The 17,618-nt window shown below is 71.7% G+C and carries 15 protein-coding genes; 2 read left to right on the top strand and 13 right to left on the bottom strand.

The window, feature by feature from the left end; genetic code table 11:
* Window positions 1-27: 27 nt before the first annotated feature.
* The 12 genes from GGE06_RS21705 to GGE06_RS21760 form a co-directional block, all read right to left on the bottom strand.
* Window positions 28-618, bottom strand: coding sequence for a Uma2 family endonuclease (locus GGE06_RS21705; protein ID WP_184931503.1), 591 nt, complete (start codon window positions 616-618; stop codon window positions 28-30).
* Between the two features lie 105 nt (window positions 619-723).
* A complete protein-coding gene (locus GGE06_RS21710) occupies window positions 724-2,001 on the bottom strand; it encodes a thymidine phosphorylase (RefSeq protein ID WP_184931504.1) in 1,278 nt (425 codons plus the stop codon).
* 97 nt (window positions 2,002-2,098) lie between these two features.
* On the bottom strand, window positions 2,099-2,494 hold the full coding sequence (locus tag GGE06_RS21715; RefSeq protein WP_116159213.1) for a cytidine deaminase: 396 nt from the start codon (window positions 2,492-2,494) through the stop codon (window positions 2,099-2,101).
* Complete coding sequence (locus GGE06_RS21720; protein WP_116159214.1) at window positions 2,491-3,753, bottom strand: ABC transporter permease; 1,263 nt, start codon at window positions 3,751-3,753, stop codon at window positions 2,491-2,493. Before GGE06_RS21720 ends, GGE06_RS21715 begins: the two co-directional genes overlap by 4 nt.
* The gene (locus GGE06_RS21725) at window positions 3,750-4,865 is read right to left on the bottom strand and encodes an ABC transporter permease (protein ID WP_116159215.1); all 1,116 of its coding nucleotides are present in this window, start codon (window positions 4,863-4,865) and stop codon (window positions 3,750-3,752) included. The genes GGE06_RS21720 and GGE06_RS21725 overlap by 4 nt, the downstream gene beginning before the upstream one ends.
* Window positions 4,862-6,574, bottom strand: coding sequence for an ABC transporter ATP-binding protein (locus GGE06_RS21730; protein WP_184931505.1), 1,713 nt, complete (start codon window positions 6,572-6,574; stop codon window positions 4,862-4,864). Before GGE06_RS21730 ends, GGE06_RS21725 begins: the two co-directional genes overlap by 4 nt.
* Window positions 6,575-6,691: 117 nt before the next feature.
* Window positions 6,692-7,753 (bottom strand): BMP family lipoprotein, encoded by a 1,062-nt coding sequence (locus GGE06_RS21735; RefSeq protein ID WP_184931506.1) that lies wholly within the window; start codon window positions 7,751-7,753, stop codon window positions 6,692-6,694.
* A gap of 382 nt (window positions 7,754-8,135) precedes the next feature.
* A complete protein-coding gene (locus GGE06_RS21740) occupies window positions 8,136-9,380 on the bottom strand; it encodes an amidohydrolase (protein ID WP_116159218.1) in 1,245 nt (414 codons plus the stop codon).
* A gap of 116 nt (window positions 9,381-9,496) precedes the next feature.
* The gene (locus GGE06_RS21745; protein ID WP_184931507.1) at window positions 9,497-10,666 is read right to left on the bottom strand and encodes a hypothetical protein; all 1,170 of its coding nucleotides are present in this window, start codon (window positions 10,664-10,666) and stop codon (window positions 9,497-9,499) included.
* Window positions 10,663-11,556, bottom strand: a complete 894-nt coding sequence (locus tag GGE06_RS21750) for an N-acetylneuraminate synthase family protein (protein ID WP_116159220.1) — start codon at window positions 11,554-11,556, stop codon at window positions 10,663-10,665. Before GGE06_RS21750 ends, GGE06_RS21745 begins: the two co-directional genes overlap by 4 nt.
* A gap of 9 nt (window positions 11,557-11,565) precedes the next feature.
* Complete coding sequence (locus tag GGE06_RS21755; protein ID WP_116159221.1) at window positions 11,566-12,789, bottom strand: acylneuraminate cytidylyltransferase; 1,224 nt, start codon at window positions 12,787-12,789, stop codon at window positions 11,566-11,568.
* Window positions 12,789-14,078 (bottom strand): DUF6716 putative glycosyltransferase, encoded by a 1,290-nt coding sequence (locus tag GGE06_RS21760; RefSeq protein ID WP_116159222.1) that lies wholly within the window; start codon window positions 14,076-14,078, stop codon window positions 12,789-12,791. The genes GGE06_RS21755 and GGE06_RS21760 overlap by 1 nt, the downstream gene beginning before the upstream one ends.
* A gap of 219 nt (window positions 14,079-14,297) precedes the next feature.
* On the opposite strand from GGE06_RS21760, the gene GGE06_RS21765 reads away from it, so the two are divergent.
* Together GGE06_RS21765 and GGE06_RS21770 are read left to right on the top strand one after the other, a co-directional pair.
* Window positions 14,298-15,404: a glycosyltransferase family 2 protein gene (locus tag GGE06_RS21765; protein ID WP_184931508.1), complete on the top strand. Its 1,107-nt coding sequence runs from the start codon at window positions 14,298-14,300 to the stop codon at window positions 15,402-15,404.
* Window positions 15,401-16,711 (top strand): polysialyltransferase family glycosyltransferase, encoded by a 1,311-nt coding sequence (locus GGE06_RS21770; protein ID WP_184931509.1) that lies wholly within the window; start codon window positions 15,401-15,403, stop codon window positions 16,709-16,711. Before GGE06_RS21765 ends, GGE06_RS21770 begins: the two co-directional genes overlap by 4 nt.
* Before the next feature lie 67 nt (window positions 16,712-16,778).
* On the opposite strand, the gene GGE06_RS21775 is transcribed toward GGE06_RS21770, so the two are convergent.
* On the bottom strand, window positions 16,779-17,600 hold the full coding sequence (locus GGE06_RS21775) for a MerR family transcriptional regulator (protein ID WP_116159224.1): 822 nt from the start codon (window positions 17,598-17,600) through the stop codon (window positions 16,779-16,781).
* Window positions 17,601-17,618 lie beyond the last annotated feature (18 nt).

A 17,618-nucleotide genomic window follows, 5' to 3' on the forward strand; every position in this document is an offset into this window, starting at 1 on the left:
AACTCATCGCGAGGGCTGGGCGGGCGCTCAGCCGGCGGGAAACTCGGCGGTGTCGAGGGTGAGGTCGAAGGGGGCGGGGAGGTGGATCTCCTCGCCGAACGGGACGGCGCGGAGCACGCGGTAGACGTCTCCCTTCGGCTCACCGTAGAGAGTCACGGTGGGTCCGCCGGGTGCGTGCCGATCGATGAGGAGGTAGAGCGGCACGCCGGCCTCGGCACATCCGGCTGCCTTCGTGATCCGGTCAGTGCTCGCGTTCGATGGCGAAGTGACCTCGACGACGAGTTCTCCCACTGCGGCGGGGACGAGGTGACCGGGTCCATCCACGTCGGCCAGAGGGGCGACGAACAGGTCCGGAACAAAGGCGCTCAAGCGAGTCGGAATCGCGACCGACTGTGTTTGGTAGACGCCCCACTCCTCGGGGATCGCAGCCGCGAGCCGCCTCAGAACCCTGTAGGCGATGTTGTTGTGTCGGGCGGACGGCGTGGGTGCCACGGTGATGATCCCCTCGATGATCTCCACCTTGCAGCCCTCGGGCCAGTCCATCGACTCCCATCGACGGACCAGGTCGTCCCAGCCGTTGCCCTGACCGTACTGGGGCTCGGCAGCGAGTGCGCTCATGGTGTGCTCCTCAATCGGTCGTCACCGATCCCAGCATGCCGAACGGGACCGGTGGGGGTCCACCGGTCCCGTTCACCCGAAGGTGTCGCAGGCATATGCCCACACTTACGCGATGCGGTCCAGGACGATCGGGTTCGCCGCGAACTCCGTGCCCGGCTCCGCGATGTCCCACGCGCCCGACAGGGACTTCAGGGCGTAGTCGAACTTCTCCGGGGTGTCCGTGTGGAGGGTCAGCAGGGGCTGGCCCGCCGTCACCGTGTCGCCCGGCTTCGCGTGGAGCTCGACGCCCGCGCCCGCCTGCACCGGGTCCTCCTTGCGGGCGCGGCCCGCGCCGAGGCGCCAGGCGGCGATGCCGATGTCGTAGGCGTCGAGGCGGGTGAGGACGCCGGTCGACGGAGCCGTCACCACGTGCTGCTCGCGGGCGACCGGGAGGGTGGCGTCCGGGTCGCCGCCCTGGGCGGCGATCATGCGGCGCCAGTGGTCCATCGCCGAGCCGTCCTTGAGGGCCTTGGCGGGGTCCGCGTCCTTGATGCCGGCCGCTTCCAGCATCTCCTTCGCCAGGGCGATGGTCAGCTCGACGACGTCGGCCGGGCCGCCGCCCGCGAGGACCTCGACCGACTCGCGGACCTCGAGCGCGTTGCCGGCGGTGAGGCCGAGCGGGGTCGACATGTCGGTGAGGAGCGCGACCGTCTTGACGCCGCTGTCCGTGCCGAGGCCCACCATCGTCCGCGCCAGCTCGCGCGCGTCCTCGATGTTCTTCATGAAGGCGCCGGTGCCGACCTTGACGTCCAGGACGAGCGAGCCGGTGCCTTCGGCGATCTTCTTCGACATGATCGACGAGGCGATCAGCGGGATGGCCTCGACCGTGCCCGTCACGTCGCGGAGCGCGTACAGCTTCTTGTCCGCCGGCGCCAGGCCGTCGCCCGCCGCGCAGATGACCGCGCCCGTGGTGTCGAGGACGTGCAGCATCTCCTCGTTCGACAGGAGCGCGCGCCAGCCGGGGATGGACTCCAGCTTGTCGAGCGTGCCGCCCGTGTGACCGAGGCCGCGGCCGGAGAGCTGCGGCACGGCCGCGCCGCAGGCGGCGACGAGCGGGGCGAGCGGGAGGGTGATCTTGTCGCCGACGCCGCCGGTGGAGTGCTTGTCGGCGGTCGGGCGGGAGAGGGAGGAGAAGTCCATGCGCTCGCCGCTCGCGATCATCGCGGCCGTCCAGCGGGCGATCTCCTCGCGGTTCATGCCGTTCAGCAGGATGGCCATGGCCAGGGCGGACATCTGCTCGTCGGCGACCTCACCGCGGGTGTACGCGTCGATGACCCAGTCGATCTGCTCGGGGCTCAGCTCGCCCTTGTCCCGCTTGGTGCGGATGACGGAGATGACGTCCATGGTGTGCCTCTTTCTACGCGCATAGAGGGGGGAGGAAAGGGGAGCGACCCTCCCATCGTGCCGGAAGGGTCGCTCAGGTCGTGGCCGCGACCTCGTACTACTTGGCGAGGTGGTCGGGACCGAAGGCCTGCGGGAGCATCTCCGCCAGGGTCAGGAACCCGGCGGGCGTCTCCAGGACGAGGTCGGGGCCCCCGAACTCGTAGAGCAGCTGCCGGCAGCGCCCGCACGGGACCAGGGACTCGCCCCGGCCGTCCACGCACACGAAGTGCGTGAGCCGGCCGCCGCCGGTCGCCTGGAGCTGCGAGACGAGCCCGCACTCGGCGCACAGGCCGAGGCCGAAGGAGGCGTTCTCCACGTTGCAGCCGGAGACCGTCCGCCCGTCGTCCACGAGGGCCGCCGCGCCGACCGGGAAGTCGGAGTACGGGGCGTACGCGTGCGACATGGCCTCGCGCGCCGCGGCCCGCAGGGCCTCCCAGTCGGGCGCCGTCGTCACTTGCCCTCGCCCTTGCGGTACGGCAGGCCGTCCGCCTTCGGCATCCGCAGGCGCTGCGCCGAGAGGGCGAGCACGAGCAGGGTGGTGATGTACGGGGCGGCGTCGACGAACTGGCTCGGGACCTCGTCGGTCAGGAAGTACCAGAGGAAGAACGCGGCGGAGAAGGCGGCGGAGATGGCCGCGACCGCGTACTTCTTCCTGTACAGCTGCCACAGCGCGGCGATCACCAGGAGCAGCGCGACGAGCAGCAGCAGCGCGTGGACGTTCTCGGCGCCGCCGCGGATCTTGAGGCTGTCGGTGAAGCCGAAGAGGCTCGCGCCGAGCGCCATGCCGCCGGGCATCCAGTTGCCGAAGATCATCGCGGCGAGACCGATGTAGCCGCGGCCGCCGGTCTGGCCCTCCTGGTAGATGCCGGTGGAGACGATCGCCAGGAAGGCGCCGCCGAGGCCGGCGAGGCCGCCGGAGACGACGACGGCGATGTACTTGTACTTGTAGACGTTGACGCCCAGGGACTCGGCCGCGACCGGGTTCTCACCGCAGGAGCGCAGCCGCAGGCCGAAGGACGTGCGCCAGAGCAGCCACCAGGTGGCCGGGATGAGCAGGGCGGCCACGATCGTCAGCAGCGACAGGTGGGTGACCAGGCCGCCGAGGATGCCGGCGATGTCCGAGATCAGGAACCAGTGCTTCTGCTGGAGGTCGATCAGCCCGTCCGAGAGTCCCGGGATGGTGACGTCGGTGATCGGGTCGATCCGCGGGGACTGCTTGGAGGAGCCGCCCTCGGCCTCGGCGAAGGTGAAGTTCGACAGGTACTGGGTGAAGCCGACCGCGAGGATGTTGATCGCCACACCGGAGACGATGTGGTTCACGTTGAACGTGACGGTGATGATCGCGTGCAGCAGGCCGCCGACCGCGCCGCCGAGGATGCCGACGACGACGCCCGTCCACGGGCCCCACTGGTAGCCGGCCCAGGCGCCGAACCAGGTGCCGAGGATCATCATGCCTTCGAGGCCGATGTTCACGACGCCCGCGCGCTCGGACCACAGACCGCCGAGACCGGCCATGGCGATCGGCACGGCGAGCTGGAGCGCGCCGGAGATCTGGCCGACGGAGGTGAGGTCGTCGGCGCCGGAGACGACGCGGACGAGGGAGAAGAGGACGAGGCCGGCCGCGACGATCAGCAGGATCCAGGGCCAGGTCAGCTTGCGGCGTCCGGCCTTCTTCGGCGCGGCGCTCGGCTTGGCGACGGTGCCGGTGCTCATGCCGAGACCTCCTTGTCGGTCTTGATGGCGCCGCCGGCGGCGAGCTCCTCGCCGACCTTCTGCTGCTGGCGGCGGGTGCCGTAACGGCGGACGAGCTCGTAGGAGACGACCACGGCGATCACGATGATGCCCTGCATGATCTGCGTGATCTCCTTCGGGTACCCCGCGATGTCCAGGCTGGAGGACGCCTTTTCGAGGAACGCGAAGAGGAGGGCGGCGAAGAGGATGCCGACCGGGTGATTGCGGCCGAGCAGCGCGACGGTGATGGCGGTGAAGCCGACGCCGACCGGGAAGGCGAGGCTGTACGTGTGCGACTCGCCGAGCAGGATCGGCATGCCGGCCAGACCGGCGAGACCGCCCGAGATCAGCATCGCGGTGATGATCATCTTCTTGGCGTCGACGCCGCTGGCCTGGGCCGCGGACTCGCTCTCGCCCGTGGCGCGCAGGTCGAAGCCGAAGCGCGTGCGGTTGATGACGAACCAGTAGACGACGCCGAGCGCGAGCGCGACGAAGGTGAAGCCGTAGATCTGGCCGCCCTCGCCCATGTCGATGCCGGGGAACCAGCCGGACTCGGGGATCTGACCGGTGGTGAGGTCGTTGGAGCCCGCGGGCTGGACGCCGAAGTTCTTCGGCAGGATCAGCCAGGCCACCAGGGAGGTGGTGATGGCGTTGAGCATGATCGTGGAGACGACCTCGGAGACGCCGCGGGTGGTCTTCAGGATGCCCGCGATGCCGGCCCAGAGGGCACCGGTCGCGATGGCGACGAGCACGATGACCAGGATGTGCAGCGGACCGGGCAGGTCGACGGCCGCGCCGACCAGCGCCGAGACCATCGCGGCGAGGCGGTACTGGCCCTCGACGCCGATGTTGAAGAGGTTCATCCGGAAGCCGATGGCCACGCCCAGGGCCGCCAGATAGAGGATTCCGGTGTAGTTGACGATCAGGACCTGGACGTCGGAGTAACCGGCGTTGTCGATCATCAGCCGGATCGGCTCGATCGGGTCCAGGCCCGTCGCGAGCAGCACCAGGACGGTGAGCACGAAGGACGAGACCAGCGCGAGCACGGGGCCGGCGGCCCCGATGATCAGCTTGTCCTTGTCGATTTTCATCATCGGGCGTCACCGTCTTCGGACTGCTCGGTGCCTTCGAGCTGGCCGGTGGCCGCGCCGGTCATGGCGGATCCCAGCTGCTCGGGCGTGATGGTGGCGGGGTCGGCCTCGGCGACGAGCTTGCCGCGGTACATGACCCGGAGGGTGTCGGACAGGCCGATCAGCTCGTCGAGGTCGGCGGAGATCAGCAGCACCGCGAGGCCCGCGCGGCGGGCGTCCCGGATCGCGTCCCAGATCTGCGCCTGCGCGCCGACGTCCACACCGCGGGTGGGGTGGGCGGCGATCAGGAACTTGGGGTTGTGGCTCATCTCGCGGCCGACGATCAGCTTCTGCTGGTTGCCGCCGGAGAGGGAGGCCGCGGTGACGTCGATGCCGGGCGTGCGGACGTCGTACTCGCGCACGATCCGCTCGGTGTCCTTGCGGGCGGCCTTGGGGTCGAGGATGCCGCGCTTGGAGTTGGGGGCCTCGGTGACGTGGCCGAGGATGCGGTTCTCCCAGAGGGGGGCCTCCAGGAGCAGGCCGTGGCGGTGGCGGTCCTCGGGGATGTAGCCGATGCCGCCCTCGCGGCGCTTGCGCACGGAGACCGTGGAGATGTCCTCGCCGTCGAGGCTGATGACGCCCGCGTCGGGCGAGTTCATGCCCATGAGGGCCTCGATGAGCTCGGTCTGGCCGTTGCCCTCGACACCGGCGATGCCGAGGATCTCGCCCTTGTGGATGGTGAGCGAGATGTCGTCGAGGAGGCGGCGCCCGGCGATGGGCTCCTCGTGCACCGTGACCGCGGCGGCCGGGTCGGCCGGGGCGGCGGTGGTGAGCGGGGCGGCGGCAGCGGCGCCGGCCTCGGTCAGGGTCAGGCCCTGGACCTGGATCATCGGGACGTCCGTGACCGTCGACTCGCGGGTCTCCGGCGAGGGCAGCTCGCTGCCGACCATCAGCTCGGCGAGCTGCTTGGTGGTGGCGGTCTTCGGGTCGGCGGTGCCGACCGTGGTGCCCCGGCGGATGACGGTGATGTCGTCGGCGACCTTCAGGACCTCGCCCAGCTTGTGCGAGATGAAGATGACCGTGAGGCCCTCGGACTTGAGCTCGCGCAGGTTGTCGAAGAGCGCGTCGACCTCCTGCGGGACGAGGACGGCGGTCGGCTCGTCGAGGATGAGGATCTTCGCGCCGCGGTAGAGGACCTTGAGGATCTCGACGCGCTGGCGGTCGGCCACGCCGAGGTCCTCGACGAGGGCGTCGGGGCGGACCCCGAGGCCGTACGCGTCGGAGATCTCCTTGATCTTCTTCCGCGCCTTGGCGCCGATGCCGTAGAGCTTCTCGCCGCCGAGGACGACGTTCTCCAGGACGGTGAGGTTGTCGGCGAGCATGAAGTGCTGGTGCACCATGCCGATGCCGCGGGCGATGGCGTCACCGGGGCTGGAGAAGGTGACCTGCTCGCCGTCGACCGCGATGGTGCCCTCGTCCGGCTTCTGCATGCCGTAGAGGATCTTCATGAGGGTCGACTTGCCGGCACCGTTCTCGCCGATGAGGGCGTGCACGGTGCCCTTGCGGACGGTGATGGCGATGTCCTTGTTGGCGACGACGCCGGGGAATCGCTTGGTGATGCCGTGCAGTTCTACGGCAGGGGGGCTGGACGCGTTGATGACGCACTCTCCTTGGCCGGAAGGAGTGGGAGCGGGAGGGCAGGGCGGGGTGAAGTTATCGTGCCAGGGAGACATCTACACGCGTAGCGCTGCCGAAAAGTGAAAACCCGTACGGGAATGGGCCCGGGGCCCGGGTCCGGTGGGGGGTGCCACCGGATCCGGGCCCGGGTTCAGGTCGTGACCTGGACGTCCTTACGGAGCGGTCTTGACCGTGATCTTGCCGTCGACGATGTCCTTCTTCGCCTTCTCCACCGCGGCGGTGACGTCGGTCATCTTGACGAACGCCGGGTTGGAGTCGGCCAGGCCGACGCCGTTGGTGGCGAGGCCGTAGCGGATCTCACCGGTCTGCGGCTTGCCGTCCTTGACCGACTTGATCAGGTTGAAGACGGAGCCCGAGACGTCCTTGGTGACCGAGGTCAGGATCTGGTTCTTGTACGAGGCCAGACCCGCCTGCTTGTACTGGTCGGAGTCGACGCCGATGGCCCACTTGCCCGCGGCCGAGGCGGCCTCGATGGCGCCCGAGCCGGCCAGACCGGCGGCGGCGTAGATCACGTCGGCGCCCTTGTCGAGCTGGCCCTCCGCGGCGGCCTTGCCGAGGTCGGGCTTCGAGAAGCCGTCGAAGTTCGGCGGCTGGGTCAGGTACTGGGTGAGCACCTTCGCCTTGGGGTTGGTGTCCTTGACGCCCTGCGTGTAGCCCGCCTCGAACTTCTTGATCAGCGGAACCTCGACACCGCCGATGAAGCCGACCGTGCCGGTCTTGGAGGCCTTGGCGGCGACGACGCCGGCCAGGTAGGAGCCCTGCTCCTCGTTGAAGACCAGGTTGGCGATGTTCGGGGCGGTCACCGAGGTGTCGTCGATGAGACCGAAGGTGGTCTTCGGGAACTGCTTGGCGACCTTCGCGATGGCCGGGGCGTAGGAGAAGCCGACGCCGATGACCGGGTTGTTGCCGGCGCGGGCCAGCGAGGTGAGGCGCGCGACCTTGTCGGCGTCGCTCTCGCCCTGCGACGGCTCGGCCTCGGCGCCCTTGACGCCGAGCTCCTTCTCGGCCTTCTGCAGGCCGGCGAAGGCGGCGTCGTTGAACGACTGGTCGCCACGGCCGCCGATGTCGTACGCGATGGCGGCCTTGACGGCCGAGCCCGAGGCCGCGCTGGAGCTGGAGCTGGAGCCCGTGGACGACTTGCCACACGCGGTGGCGGACAGGGCGAGCGCCGCGGCGGTGAGGCCCACGGTCGTGATCCTGGTGATCCGGCGCAAGAGGAGGGTCCCTTCAAGACTGACCGAAAGCGCCTCTTCCGGCGCTGGTTTCGCGGCGATCGTAACGCGCGTAGATGTCAGTTAAAGACCCGTTCATGAGTCGTTATCGGATCGTCGCGAACCGGCCAGCCGAGGCGACCGGGGGCGTTCGGCCCGGTACCGCCGGTTATACAGGCCGGTACGCGCGTTGGGGAGACCCCGGAACGGCGACACGCCGTTCTTGGGCCGGACGGCCGAGTGTGCCGTCCGGCCGGATTTCAACCGTTTCGGCGTGGCGTTGGTCACCGCCGGGACGTGGCGATGATCACCGAAGAAGGGGGCTCGGGGGTGCTGCCGCCGGGGCCCGGGCCCGCGTCCGTCAGGGCCCGGGGCGTTGCGTCCGTCAGAGGACGGGCGTTGCGGTCGTCCGGGGCTTGGCCGCGCCGTCGAGCAGGGCCGCGGCCGTGAAGAGCTCCACGCCCGCCTCGATGCACCGCTCGTCCACGTCGAAGTCACCGGCGTGCAGGTCCCGGACCCGGGTGTCGCCGGGGGTGCGGACGCCGAGGCGGGCCATGGCGCCGGGGACGTGCTCCAGGTACCAGGAGAAGTCCTCGCCGCCGAGGCTCTGCTCGGTGTCCTCGACCGCGTACGGCCCGCGGCGGGCCGTCATGGCGTCGCGGAGCAGTTCGGCGATCAGCGGGTCGTTGACGACCGGGGGGACGCCCCTGACGTAGTCCACGGTCACCTTGGCCCGGTGGAGGGTCGCGACCTCGTCGATCGCCGCGTGGACCAGGTCGGGGGCCTCGCGCCAGGCGGGCAGGTCGAGGCAGCGGACGGTGCCGGAGAGTTCGGCGCGCTGCGGGATGACGTTGGGGGCGTGGCCGGCCTCGATGCGGCCCCAGGTGACCGAGAGGCCCGAGCGGGCGTCGACGCGGCGGGCGAGGACGGCGGGGACGTCGGTGGCGACCCGGGCGGCGGCGGTGACCAGGTCGGTGGTGAGGTGCGGGCGGGCGGTGTGGCCGCCGGGGCCGTCGAGGGTGACCTCCAGACGGTCGCAGGCGGAGGTGATGGCGCCCGCGCGGAGCCCGATCTTCCCGGCGTCGACCCGGGGGTCGCAGTGGACGGCGACGATCCGGCCGACGCCGTCCAGGACGCCGGCCTCGACGGTGTCGGTGGCGCCGCCGGGCAGGACCTCCTCGGCGGGCTGGAAGATCAGCCGCACGGCGTTCGGCAGGAGGCCCTCGCGGTCGAGCTCGGCGAGGACGAGTCCGGCGCCGAGGACGGTGGTGGTGTGGACGTCGTGTCCGCAGGCGTGGGCGCGGTTGGCCACGGTGGAGCGGTAGGCGACGGTCTTGACGTCGGGGATGGGCAGCGCGTCCAGGTCGGCGCGGATCGCGAGCATGGACCGGCCGGCGGCCCGGGTGCCGATGTCACAGATGAGCCCGGTGCCGCCCGGCAGGACCTTCGGCGCGAGGCCGGCCGCCTCCAGGCGGGCCTTGAGCGCGGCGGTCGTACGGAACTCCTGGTTGCCGAGCTCGGGGTGCATGTGCAAGTCCCTGCGGAAGGCGACGAGTTCGGCGCGCAGGGGTTCGGACAGCGTTCCGGGCAGGGTGGCGGAGCCGGGCTCACGGGACTTCAACTGGTTCACCCTTTGAAGGGTAGGCCCGTGGAGAGGTCAACTGCCCGTTGATCACGAGAATTTCAGCCCCTTAGGGGAAAGAATCTCGGTTTCGCAGGCATGAACCTCACTCCTGGTGGGTACGCTCAGCCGAATTCGAGCCGGTCGGCCGGATGTGCCGCCCGGGCGGTGAGCCGGTCGACCTCGTGGGCCGCGGTGCCCGTGATCCCGGACAGGAAGCCCTGGGCGCGCGGCGAGGCGGTCGCCCGCAGCCACTCGGGCGCTATGTCGATGACGGCCACCTTCACGCCCGTGCCGGCCAGGGCCAGCGGCAGGGTGTGCACGACCGTGGACGGGAAGCTGACGACCGTACGGCCGATGGGGCCGCGCCGGGCGATCAGCTCCAGGGGCAGCTCGGGCCGGACCACCTGGAGGCCCGTCTCGACCGCGATCCGGTGCAGCTTCTCGGCGCTCTCCCTGCGGTGCGCGAAGTAGCGGGTGGCCCCGTGGGCACGGGCCAGCTCGCTCACCACGCGCGCGTAGTGGTCGGCGTCGACGACCCCGGTCTCGACGAGCGAGGTGCCGACGAGGTCCGCGCCGCCGGTGAGCAGCGGCGGGCCGAAGGTGTCCCGGGTCCAGGCGTACGCGTTCTCCGTGACCGTGACGCCCTCCGGGGCCTCCACGGGCAGCGAGGTGAAGATCTCGACCGTACGGCCCCGGGCGGGGGCGAGCCGGCGCCTCGCGAGGGTCGTCACCGGGGCGAGGACCAGCTCACGGGGGCCCAGGCTGCCCTTGCGGTGCCAGCGCACCAGGCGCTCGCCGCGGCCGAGCTGGGCGGCGAACTCCATGGTCGCGGTGCCGTCGTCGACCACCGTCAGGTGCCGGGGGGCGAAAAGGGTCAGGAGCAGCTGGACGTACCGGGAGAACGGGTCCCCGATGATCACCCGCTCGGCCGAGCGCAGCGGCTGGGCGAGCCTCCGCAGCGTCCGGACGAGCGCGCCCCGGCCGCCGCGGGCCTCCTGCCAGTGCACGGTGAGCCCCTGGTCGCGGGCCAGCTGGGCCATCCGGCGCAGCTGGCCCCGCGACATGGGGTCGGTCGGCGAGAGGACGACGACGGTCAGGGCGTCCGCCGGGTCGCCGGTGGAGGGCGCCGCGTTCGCGGGCGTCCTCGGAGCCGGGAGCCCGGGCCCGGCAGGGGCGCCGTCCGTGGTGCCCACCGGTTCCGCGGCGGAACGGGGGGCGGTCTGCGTGTGCGCCCACTCCAGGACGTTCAGGAGCTGGACCGGGCTCTCGACGAACGCCAGCTGGGTGGTCATGCGGCGACGGTGCCCTGGACCCGGCGGAGCTTCTTCATCGGGCCGAGCTCCGACTCGTAGACCTTCTTGACGCCGTCGCCGAGCGCGGTCTCGATCGTGCGGATGTCGCGGACGAGGCGCTGGAGGCCCTGCGGCTCGACGGAGGCGGCCTGGTCGGAGCCCCACATGGCGCGGTCGAGGGTGATGTGGCGCTCGACGAAGGTGGCGCCGAGGGCGACCGCGGCCAGCGTGGTCTGGAGGCCGGTCTCGTGGCCGGAGTAGCCGATCGGGACGTTCGGGTACTCCTCCTGGAGCGTCTGGATGACGCGGAGGTTGAGCTCCTCGGCCTTGGCCGGGTACGTCGAGGTGGCGTGGCAGAGCAGGATGTTGTCCGAGCCGAGGACCTCCACCGCGTGGCGGATCTGCTTCGGCGTCGACATGCCCGTGGAGAGGATCACCGTGCGGCCGGTGGCGCGCAGCTCGCGGAGGAGCTCGTCGTCGGTGAGGGAGGCGGAGGCCACCTTGTGGGCGGGGACGTCGAACTTCTCCAGGAAGGCGACGGCCTCGGTGTCCCACGGGGAGGCGAACCAGTCGATGCCGCGCTCCTTGCAGTGCTCGTCGATGGCGCGGTACTCGTCCTCGCCGAACTCGACGCGGTGGCGGTAGTCGATGTACGTCATCCGGCCCCAGGGGGTGTCGCGCTCGATGTCCCACTGGTCGCGCGGGGTGCAGATCTCCGGGGTGCGCTTCTGGAACTTGACGGCGTCACAGCCGGCCTCGGCGGCCACGTCGATCAGCTTGAAGGCGTTCTCGAGGTCGCCGTTGTGGTTGATGCCGATCTCGCCGCAGACGTAGACGGACTGGCCCGGGCCGGCGGTCTTGTTGCCGAGGGTGCGCAGACGGGAGTTCATGATCGTTCCTTACGGGTTGGGCGAGTTGGGGGTGTCGAGCTCGGGTCCGAGGAGCCAGGCGGCGATCTCGCGGATCGCTCCGGCGCCGCCCGGGGTGACGGTGACCGCGCGGGCGGCGGCCCGTACGGAGTCGTGGGCGCTGCTCACCGCGACGGGCCAGCCGACGAGGTGGAAGCAGGGCAGGTCGTTGACGTCGTTGCCGGCGTAGAGGACGCGCTGGGGGTCGATGCCCTCGGCCTCGCACCACTCCTTGAGGGCGCGGTCCTTGCGGTCGATGCCGTGCAGGACGGGGATCTTGAGCTTGCGGGCGCGGGCGGCGACCACGGCGTTCTGCTCGGTGGAGAGGATGAGGACGGGCAGTCCGGCGCGGCGCAGGGCCGCGATGCCGAGGCCGTCGCCGCGGTGCGCGGAGACGAACTCGCGGCCCTCGGCGTCGAGGTGGACCCGGTCGTCGGTCTGGGTGCCGTCGAAGTCGAGGACGACGGCGTCGACGTCGGCGAAGCCGGGCGTGACGGGCTCGTCGAGGAGCGGCGCGAGGGCCTTGGCGCGGGCGAGGTCGTGCGGGTCGTCGATCTCCAGGACCCGGGCGGGGTCGGTGACGACGAGCGCGGTGCGGCCGAAGAAGCGGTGTCCGTGGGCACGGAAGCCGGCCGCGTCCATCGCGTAGACGGCGCCGGTCTCCAGGTACTCGGGCTCCCGGTCCTGGCGGCGCGGGCGGTGCGCCTTGTCGTGGTTGACGCCGGTGGCCCCGTCGGGAGTCTCGCGCCAGAGGAAGCCGTGGGAGGGGGCGGCCGTGAAGGCGGTGTCGGCGGCGCCCGAGGTGATCCGCCCGGCGGTCTCGGCGACCTCGGCGGAGGTGAGGAAGGGGCTCGTGCACTGGACGAGGAGGACCACGTCGGCCGGGCGGCCGTGGGTGGCCTCGAAGGCGTCCATCGCGTGCAGGACCGCGGCCTCGCTGGTGGCCGTGTCGCCGGCGATCGCGGCGGGCCGCTGGACGGCCTCGGCCCCGGCGGTGCGGGCCGCGGCCGCGATGGCGGCGTCGTCGGTGGAGACCACGACGTGCGTGACGGTGCGGGCGCCGAGGCAGGCGTGGACGGCGCGGGCCACCAGGGGGACCCCGGCCACCGGCGCGAGGTTCTTGGCGGGCACGCCCTTGGAGCCGCCCCGGGCGGGGATGACGGCGAGGACGGTCGGGTTCGCGACGGGCTCGGCGGGCGTGGCGGTGGCGCTCATCAGAGTTCTCCCAGGCGGCGGATGACGGGGGCGACGCGCTGCACGCCGTGGCGGTACGCGCCCCGCGCGGCCTCCCGGACGACCCGGCGCAGACCGCTCTCGCGGGGCTCGGGCGCGGTGACGTCCAGGCGGTGGCGGGCGAGGATCCCGGGCAGGTAGCCGGGGGCCGTCTCCGCGGTGTAGTAGGGGGTGATCGGGGGCAGCGCGGGAAGCGCCAGGAGCTCGGCGACGCGGTCGCGGGCGGCGTCGAAGGCCTTCCCGTACGAGCCGTCGGAGGCGACGCCCTGCCGGGCGAGCCAGGTCTCGTCGGGTATCGGCACGTCCCCCTTGTCGAGCCGGTCGAAGGAGGTCAGCAGGCCGGAGCCGACGAAGTGGTGGTTGCCGAGCGCCTCGCGGACCCCGAGGTCGGTGAGGATCGCGGTGGGGATCCGGCGGTGGAGCGCTTCGAGGGCGGCCGTGGAGGAGACGGTGACCAGGAGGTCGGTGCGGTCGAGGACCTCGCCCATGTGCCCGTACACGAGGCGGAAGTTGTCCGGAGGGTCGAGCTCGCGCACCAGCTTCTGGAAGGGGAACTCCTCCAGGTGCGTGGTGTGTTCGCCCGGCTTGGAGCGGAGCTTGAGGAGCACCTCGCGGCCCGGGTGGAGACGGGCGTGGGCGATCAACCGGCGCAGTACGTAGGTCCGTTCGGCCTTCGTGACGGGCACGGAGGGCTGCGCGGCGAAGACCAGGGCGTCGCGGCCGGCCTCGGGGGCGTGCGGGGCGCCGCCCAGGAAGGGCAGCGCGGCCTCGACGACCGAGTCGGCGCCGGCGCCCACGCCCTCGTACACGGCGCGGAAACGCTCGGCGTCGTGGCGGGAGTTGGCGAGGACGACGTCGGCGCCGTGGCGCAGCAGCAGGCCGTCGGTCAGCTTCTCGTAGACGACGCCGACATAGCCGGTGACGATCACCGGGCGGCGCTCCAGGGAGAGGTCGGCCAGGCCCTGGAGGACGGCGCGGACGGTGCCGCCGACCAGGGAGAGCACGAGGACGTCGAATCCCTCGCCGCGCGCCTCCGCGTCCCGTACCGCACGCAGGAACTCCGCGCCCGTCACCTCGCGCGGGGCGTCCTGGGACACCCCGGTCTCGGCGAGCTGGCGGGCGGTGGGCGTGGCCCGTCCGCGCAGGACGAATCCGGTGGGTTCGGCGGTCGCCGTGGTGATGCGGCGCGCGGTGAGGGCGCCCCATTTCCACCGGGTGTCGGAGTCGGCGAGTACGGCGACCCGTACCGCTTCTCTGGTACTTGCTGGCACGTCGAGGACGCTAGAAGGGCATTCCGCTTTTCGGCCCAACTGAGCCACAACAAACGGTGAACAGAGCCTCTCCGCCGGGAGAAGTGGGTCGCCATCCGGACGCGGTGCGGCTGATTCGCGTTGCGGGGAAAGGCGGTTAATCGGCCCGCCGCTTGGTGTTCACCGAAAGGCTGCCCGGCGGTCGGTGGGAATGCCGTGGCGGCACCTAGCGTCGGCCGCGTGGTCAAGCTCTCCGTCGTCGTGCCGTTCTTCAACGTGCAGACATACGCCCCCGACACCCTCACGAGCCTGCGGGCCAACGCCCGCGAGGACTTCGAGTTCCTGCTTGTCGACGACTGCTCGTCGGACGGGACCCCGGAGATCCTGGAGCGGGCCGCACGCGAGATCCCGGGTGCCGTCCTGATCAGGCACGAGCACAACGAGGGCCTCGCCACGGCCCGGAACACCGGCCTGGACGCCGCCCGCGGCGAGTACGTCGCCTTCCTCGACGGGGACGACTGGCTCGCCCCCGGCTACTACGCGCGCCTGGTCGACGCCGCCGAATCGCTGCGCGTCGACTTCCTGCGCACCGACCACGTGACGGTCACCGGCCGCAACCGCGCGGTGCGCCGGGCACCGGTCCCCCGCCGCGGCGAGGCGCTGAACCCCCGGGACGCGATCCTGCCCTCGCACCGCACGACCTCGGTCGACTACCCGTACGCCTGGGCCGGGATCTACCACCGCCGGCTCCTCGACCGGGGGCTGCTGCATTTCCCGCACGGGCTGCGGACGGCCGAGGACCGGCCGTGGATCTGGAAACTCCACCGCGAGGCGGAATCGTTCGCCGCGGTCGGTGAACTCGGGGTGTTCTACCGGCGCGGGGTCGCGACCTCGCTCACCCAGATCGGCGACGTCCGGCAATTGGATTTCATCCGCGCATTCGACCAGGTGATCGAGGAAACGGCGAAGGACGCGGACGCGGACCTTCTTCTTCCCAAGGCCGTCCGCACGTATTGCGCGGTGATTTTCCATCACAACAGCTCGATCGAACGGTTCGAGCCCGAGGTGGCGCGTCAGCTGAAGGCGATGAGCGCGGGCGCGCTGCGGCGGATGCCGCAGGACGTCCTCGACGAGGCCCTCACCGCGATGGGCGGGGACCGCGCGACGCTCCTGCGCCGACTGCGCAGGCGCCGGCCCGCGCCGCCGCCGCCGGCACCGGTCCGCACCGGCGACACGGGATCCGGCCCGGGTACGGCTTCCGGCGCCCCGGCCGCCTCCGACTCCGGCACGGCCTCCGGCTCCCCGGCCGCCACCCGCTCCGCCGGCTCCGCGGAGGTGGCCGCGTGAGCACCCGTCGGACCACCCAGATCTTCTGCGCCTCCACCCTCTACGGCGCCGTGACGATCGCCGCCGCGCTCGACAGCGGCTGCTTCGGCCCCGCCGACCGCCGGATCCTCCTCGTCTGCAACAACGCGGCCGTACCGGAGACGACCCCCGCCCTGGACGAGGCCGAGGGCTTCGAGCGGCTGCGCGGCCGCTTCGACGACGTCCTGTCCTGGAACGAGACGATCTCCCCGCTCCACCCGGCCGGCTGGACCCCGCGCGCGAGCGACCTCCCGCTCCTCCAGCGGCACCTCCGCACGCTGTGGGGCCTCGGCGACGACCGCGTCGAGCTCGCCCTGGAGTCGATCCAGGTCACGCCCGCGCTCGCGATCGCCCAGCTGCTCCCCGACGCGCCGATCACGGTGTACGCGGACGGGCTGATGAGCTACGGGCCGACCCGCAACAAGATCGACCCGCTGATCGGCGGGCGCGTGGCCCGGCTGCTCCACCTGGACCTCGTCCCCGGGCTCGCGCCGCTGCTGCTCGCCGAGTTCGGGGCGGTGCCGGAGGCGGTGCCGACGGAGGCCTTCACGAAGGTCGTCGAGGAGCTGGCGGGAACGCCCGCCGCCCAGGAGGGCCCCGCCCTGCTCCTCGGCCAGTACCTGGCCGCGCTGAACCTGCTGACCGCCGCCGAGGAGGAGGAGCTGCACCTGCGGATGGTCCGGGGCGCGATCGCCCGCGGCCACCGGCGGCTCGTCTTCAAGCCGCACCCGACGGCCCCGGACGCCTGGTCGCGGAAGCTGGTGGAGGCGGCGGAGGAGCTCGGCGCCGAACTGACCGTCGAGGACCGGCCGCTGCTCGCCGAGGTGCTCTACCGCGAGCTGCGGCCCGCGCTCGTCGTCGGCTGCTTCTCGACGGCGCTGCTCACGGCGGCGACGTTCTACGGTCTGCCGGCCGCCCGGGTCGGCACGCGCGTCCTCCTGGAGCGGCTCACCCCGTTCCAGAACAGCAACCGGATCCCGCTCACGGTCGTCGACGCGGTCGTCCCGCCGCTCGAGAAGGAGGGCGAGGACTCCGCGATCGGTACGGAGGAGCTGAACGACCTGGTCGCGGCGGTCGGCTTCGCGATGCAGCCGAAGATACGTCCGGAGCTGCGGGAGCCGGCGGTACGGCACCTCTCGGGCCCGCTCGCCGAGCGCACCCGGCACCACTTCACCCGGCGCCGCCTCACCGTCCTGAACCTGCCGGGCGGCCTGCCGATCCCCCGCCACCCGAAGGTCCGCCGCCTCGCCCGCCGGGCGCTGCGGCTGCGCAAGGCGCTGAAGAAGTAGGGAACCACCACCGAGGACGGCGGGCCCGGGAACCCGTGCGGGGGTCCCGGGCCCGCAGCGCGTGCGATCAGGCGCGGACGATCGGCTCCTGGAGCTCGGTCACCCATCCCGCCCGGTCCTCCGGGCACTCCAGGTACAGCTCGCGGGCGTACCCGGCGGAGGCGTGGCCGTTGGTGTCGATCCAGGTGGCGAGGGTCTGCGCGGTCGGCAGGATCTCGTCCATCGAGCCGCGGTGGACGACGGTCGCCGCCTCCTCGATGCCGGGCAGGACGAGCACCTCGACGCCCTCCACGGCGGTGCCCTCGGGGACGGTCATGGCGGCGTGCACGAGGACCGAGCCGTCCCCCTTGCCCGCGTCCTCGTAGTACGCGATGCCGGGGCCGAAGCCGGTGACGCCCGCGTCCTCCAGACGGCGGCACAGCTCCTCGTACAGCGGACCGATGACCGGGGTGATGTCCTCCGGTCCGTAGCTCGCGGCGACCGCGCTCAGCTCGGCGACCCGGACGGCGGGGACCTTCTTGACGACGACGTCCTGTGTGGACATGCGTCCCTCACTCTCGATGGCGCGGAGCCTCGCACCGACCTGGGCGAGCCGGGCCCGCGCCGCCTCCAGGGCCGCTTCGAGCTCGGCCCGGCGCAGACGCAGCATCCCGCGCAGCTCCTCCGCGCCGAGCTCCTCCCGGAGGATCGCCCCCACCTGTTCGAGGGTGAAGCCGAGGTCCTTGAGCGCGATGACGCGGTTGAGCAGGGCGAGCTGGTCCGCCGTGTAGAAGCGGTAGCCGCTGTGCGGGTCGACGTGGGCCGGGCGCAGCAGTCCGATGGCGTCGTAGTGGCGCAGCATCCGGACCGACACCCGCCCGTGCCGGGCGAAGTCTCCGATGGTGAACATGACGCCCCCTACGGAACG

It is taken from the genome of Streptomyces nymphaeiformis (assembly GCF_014203895.1).
Lineage (GTDB): Bacteria > Actinomycetota > Actinomycetes > Streptomycetales > Streptomycetaceae > Streptomyces > Streptomyces nymphaeiformis.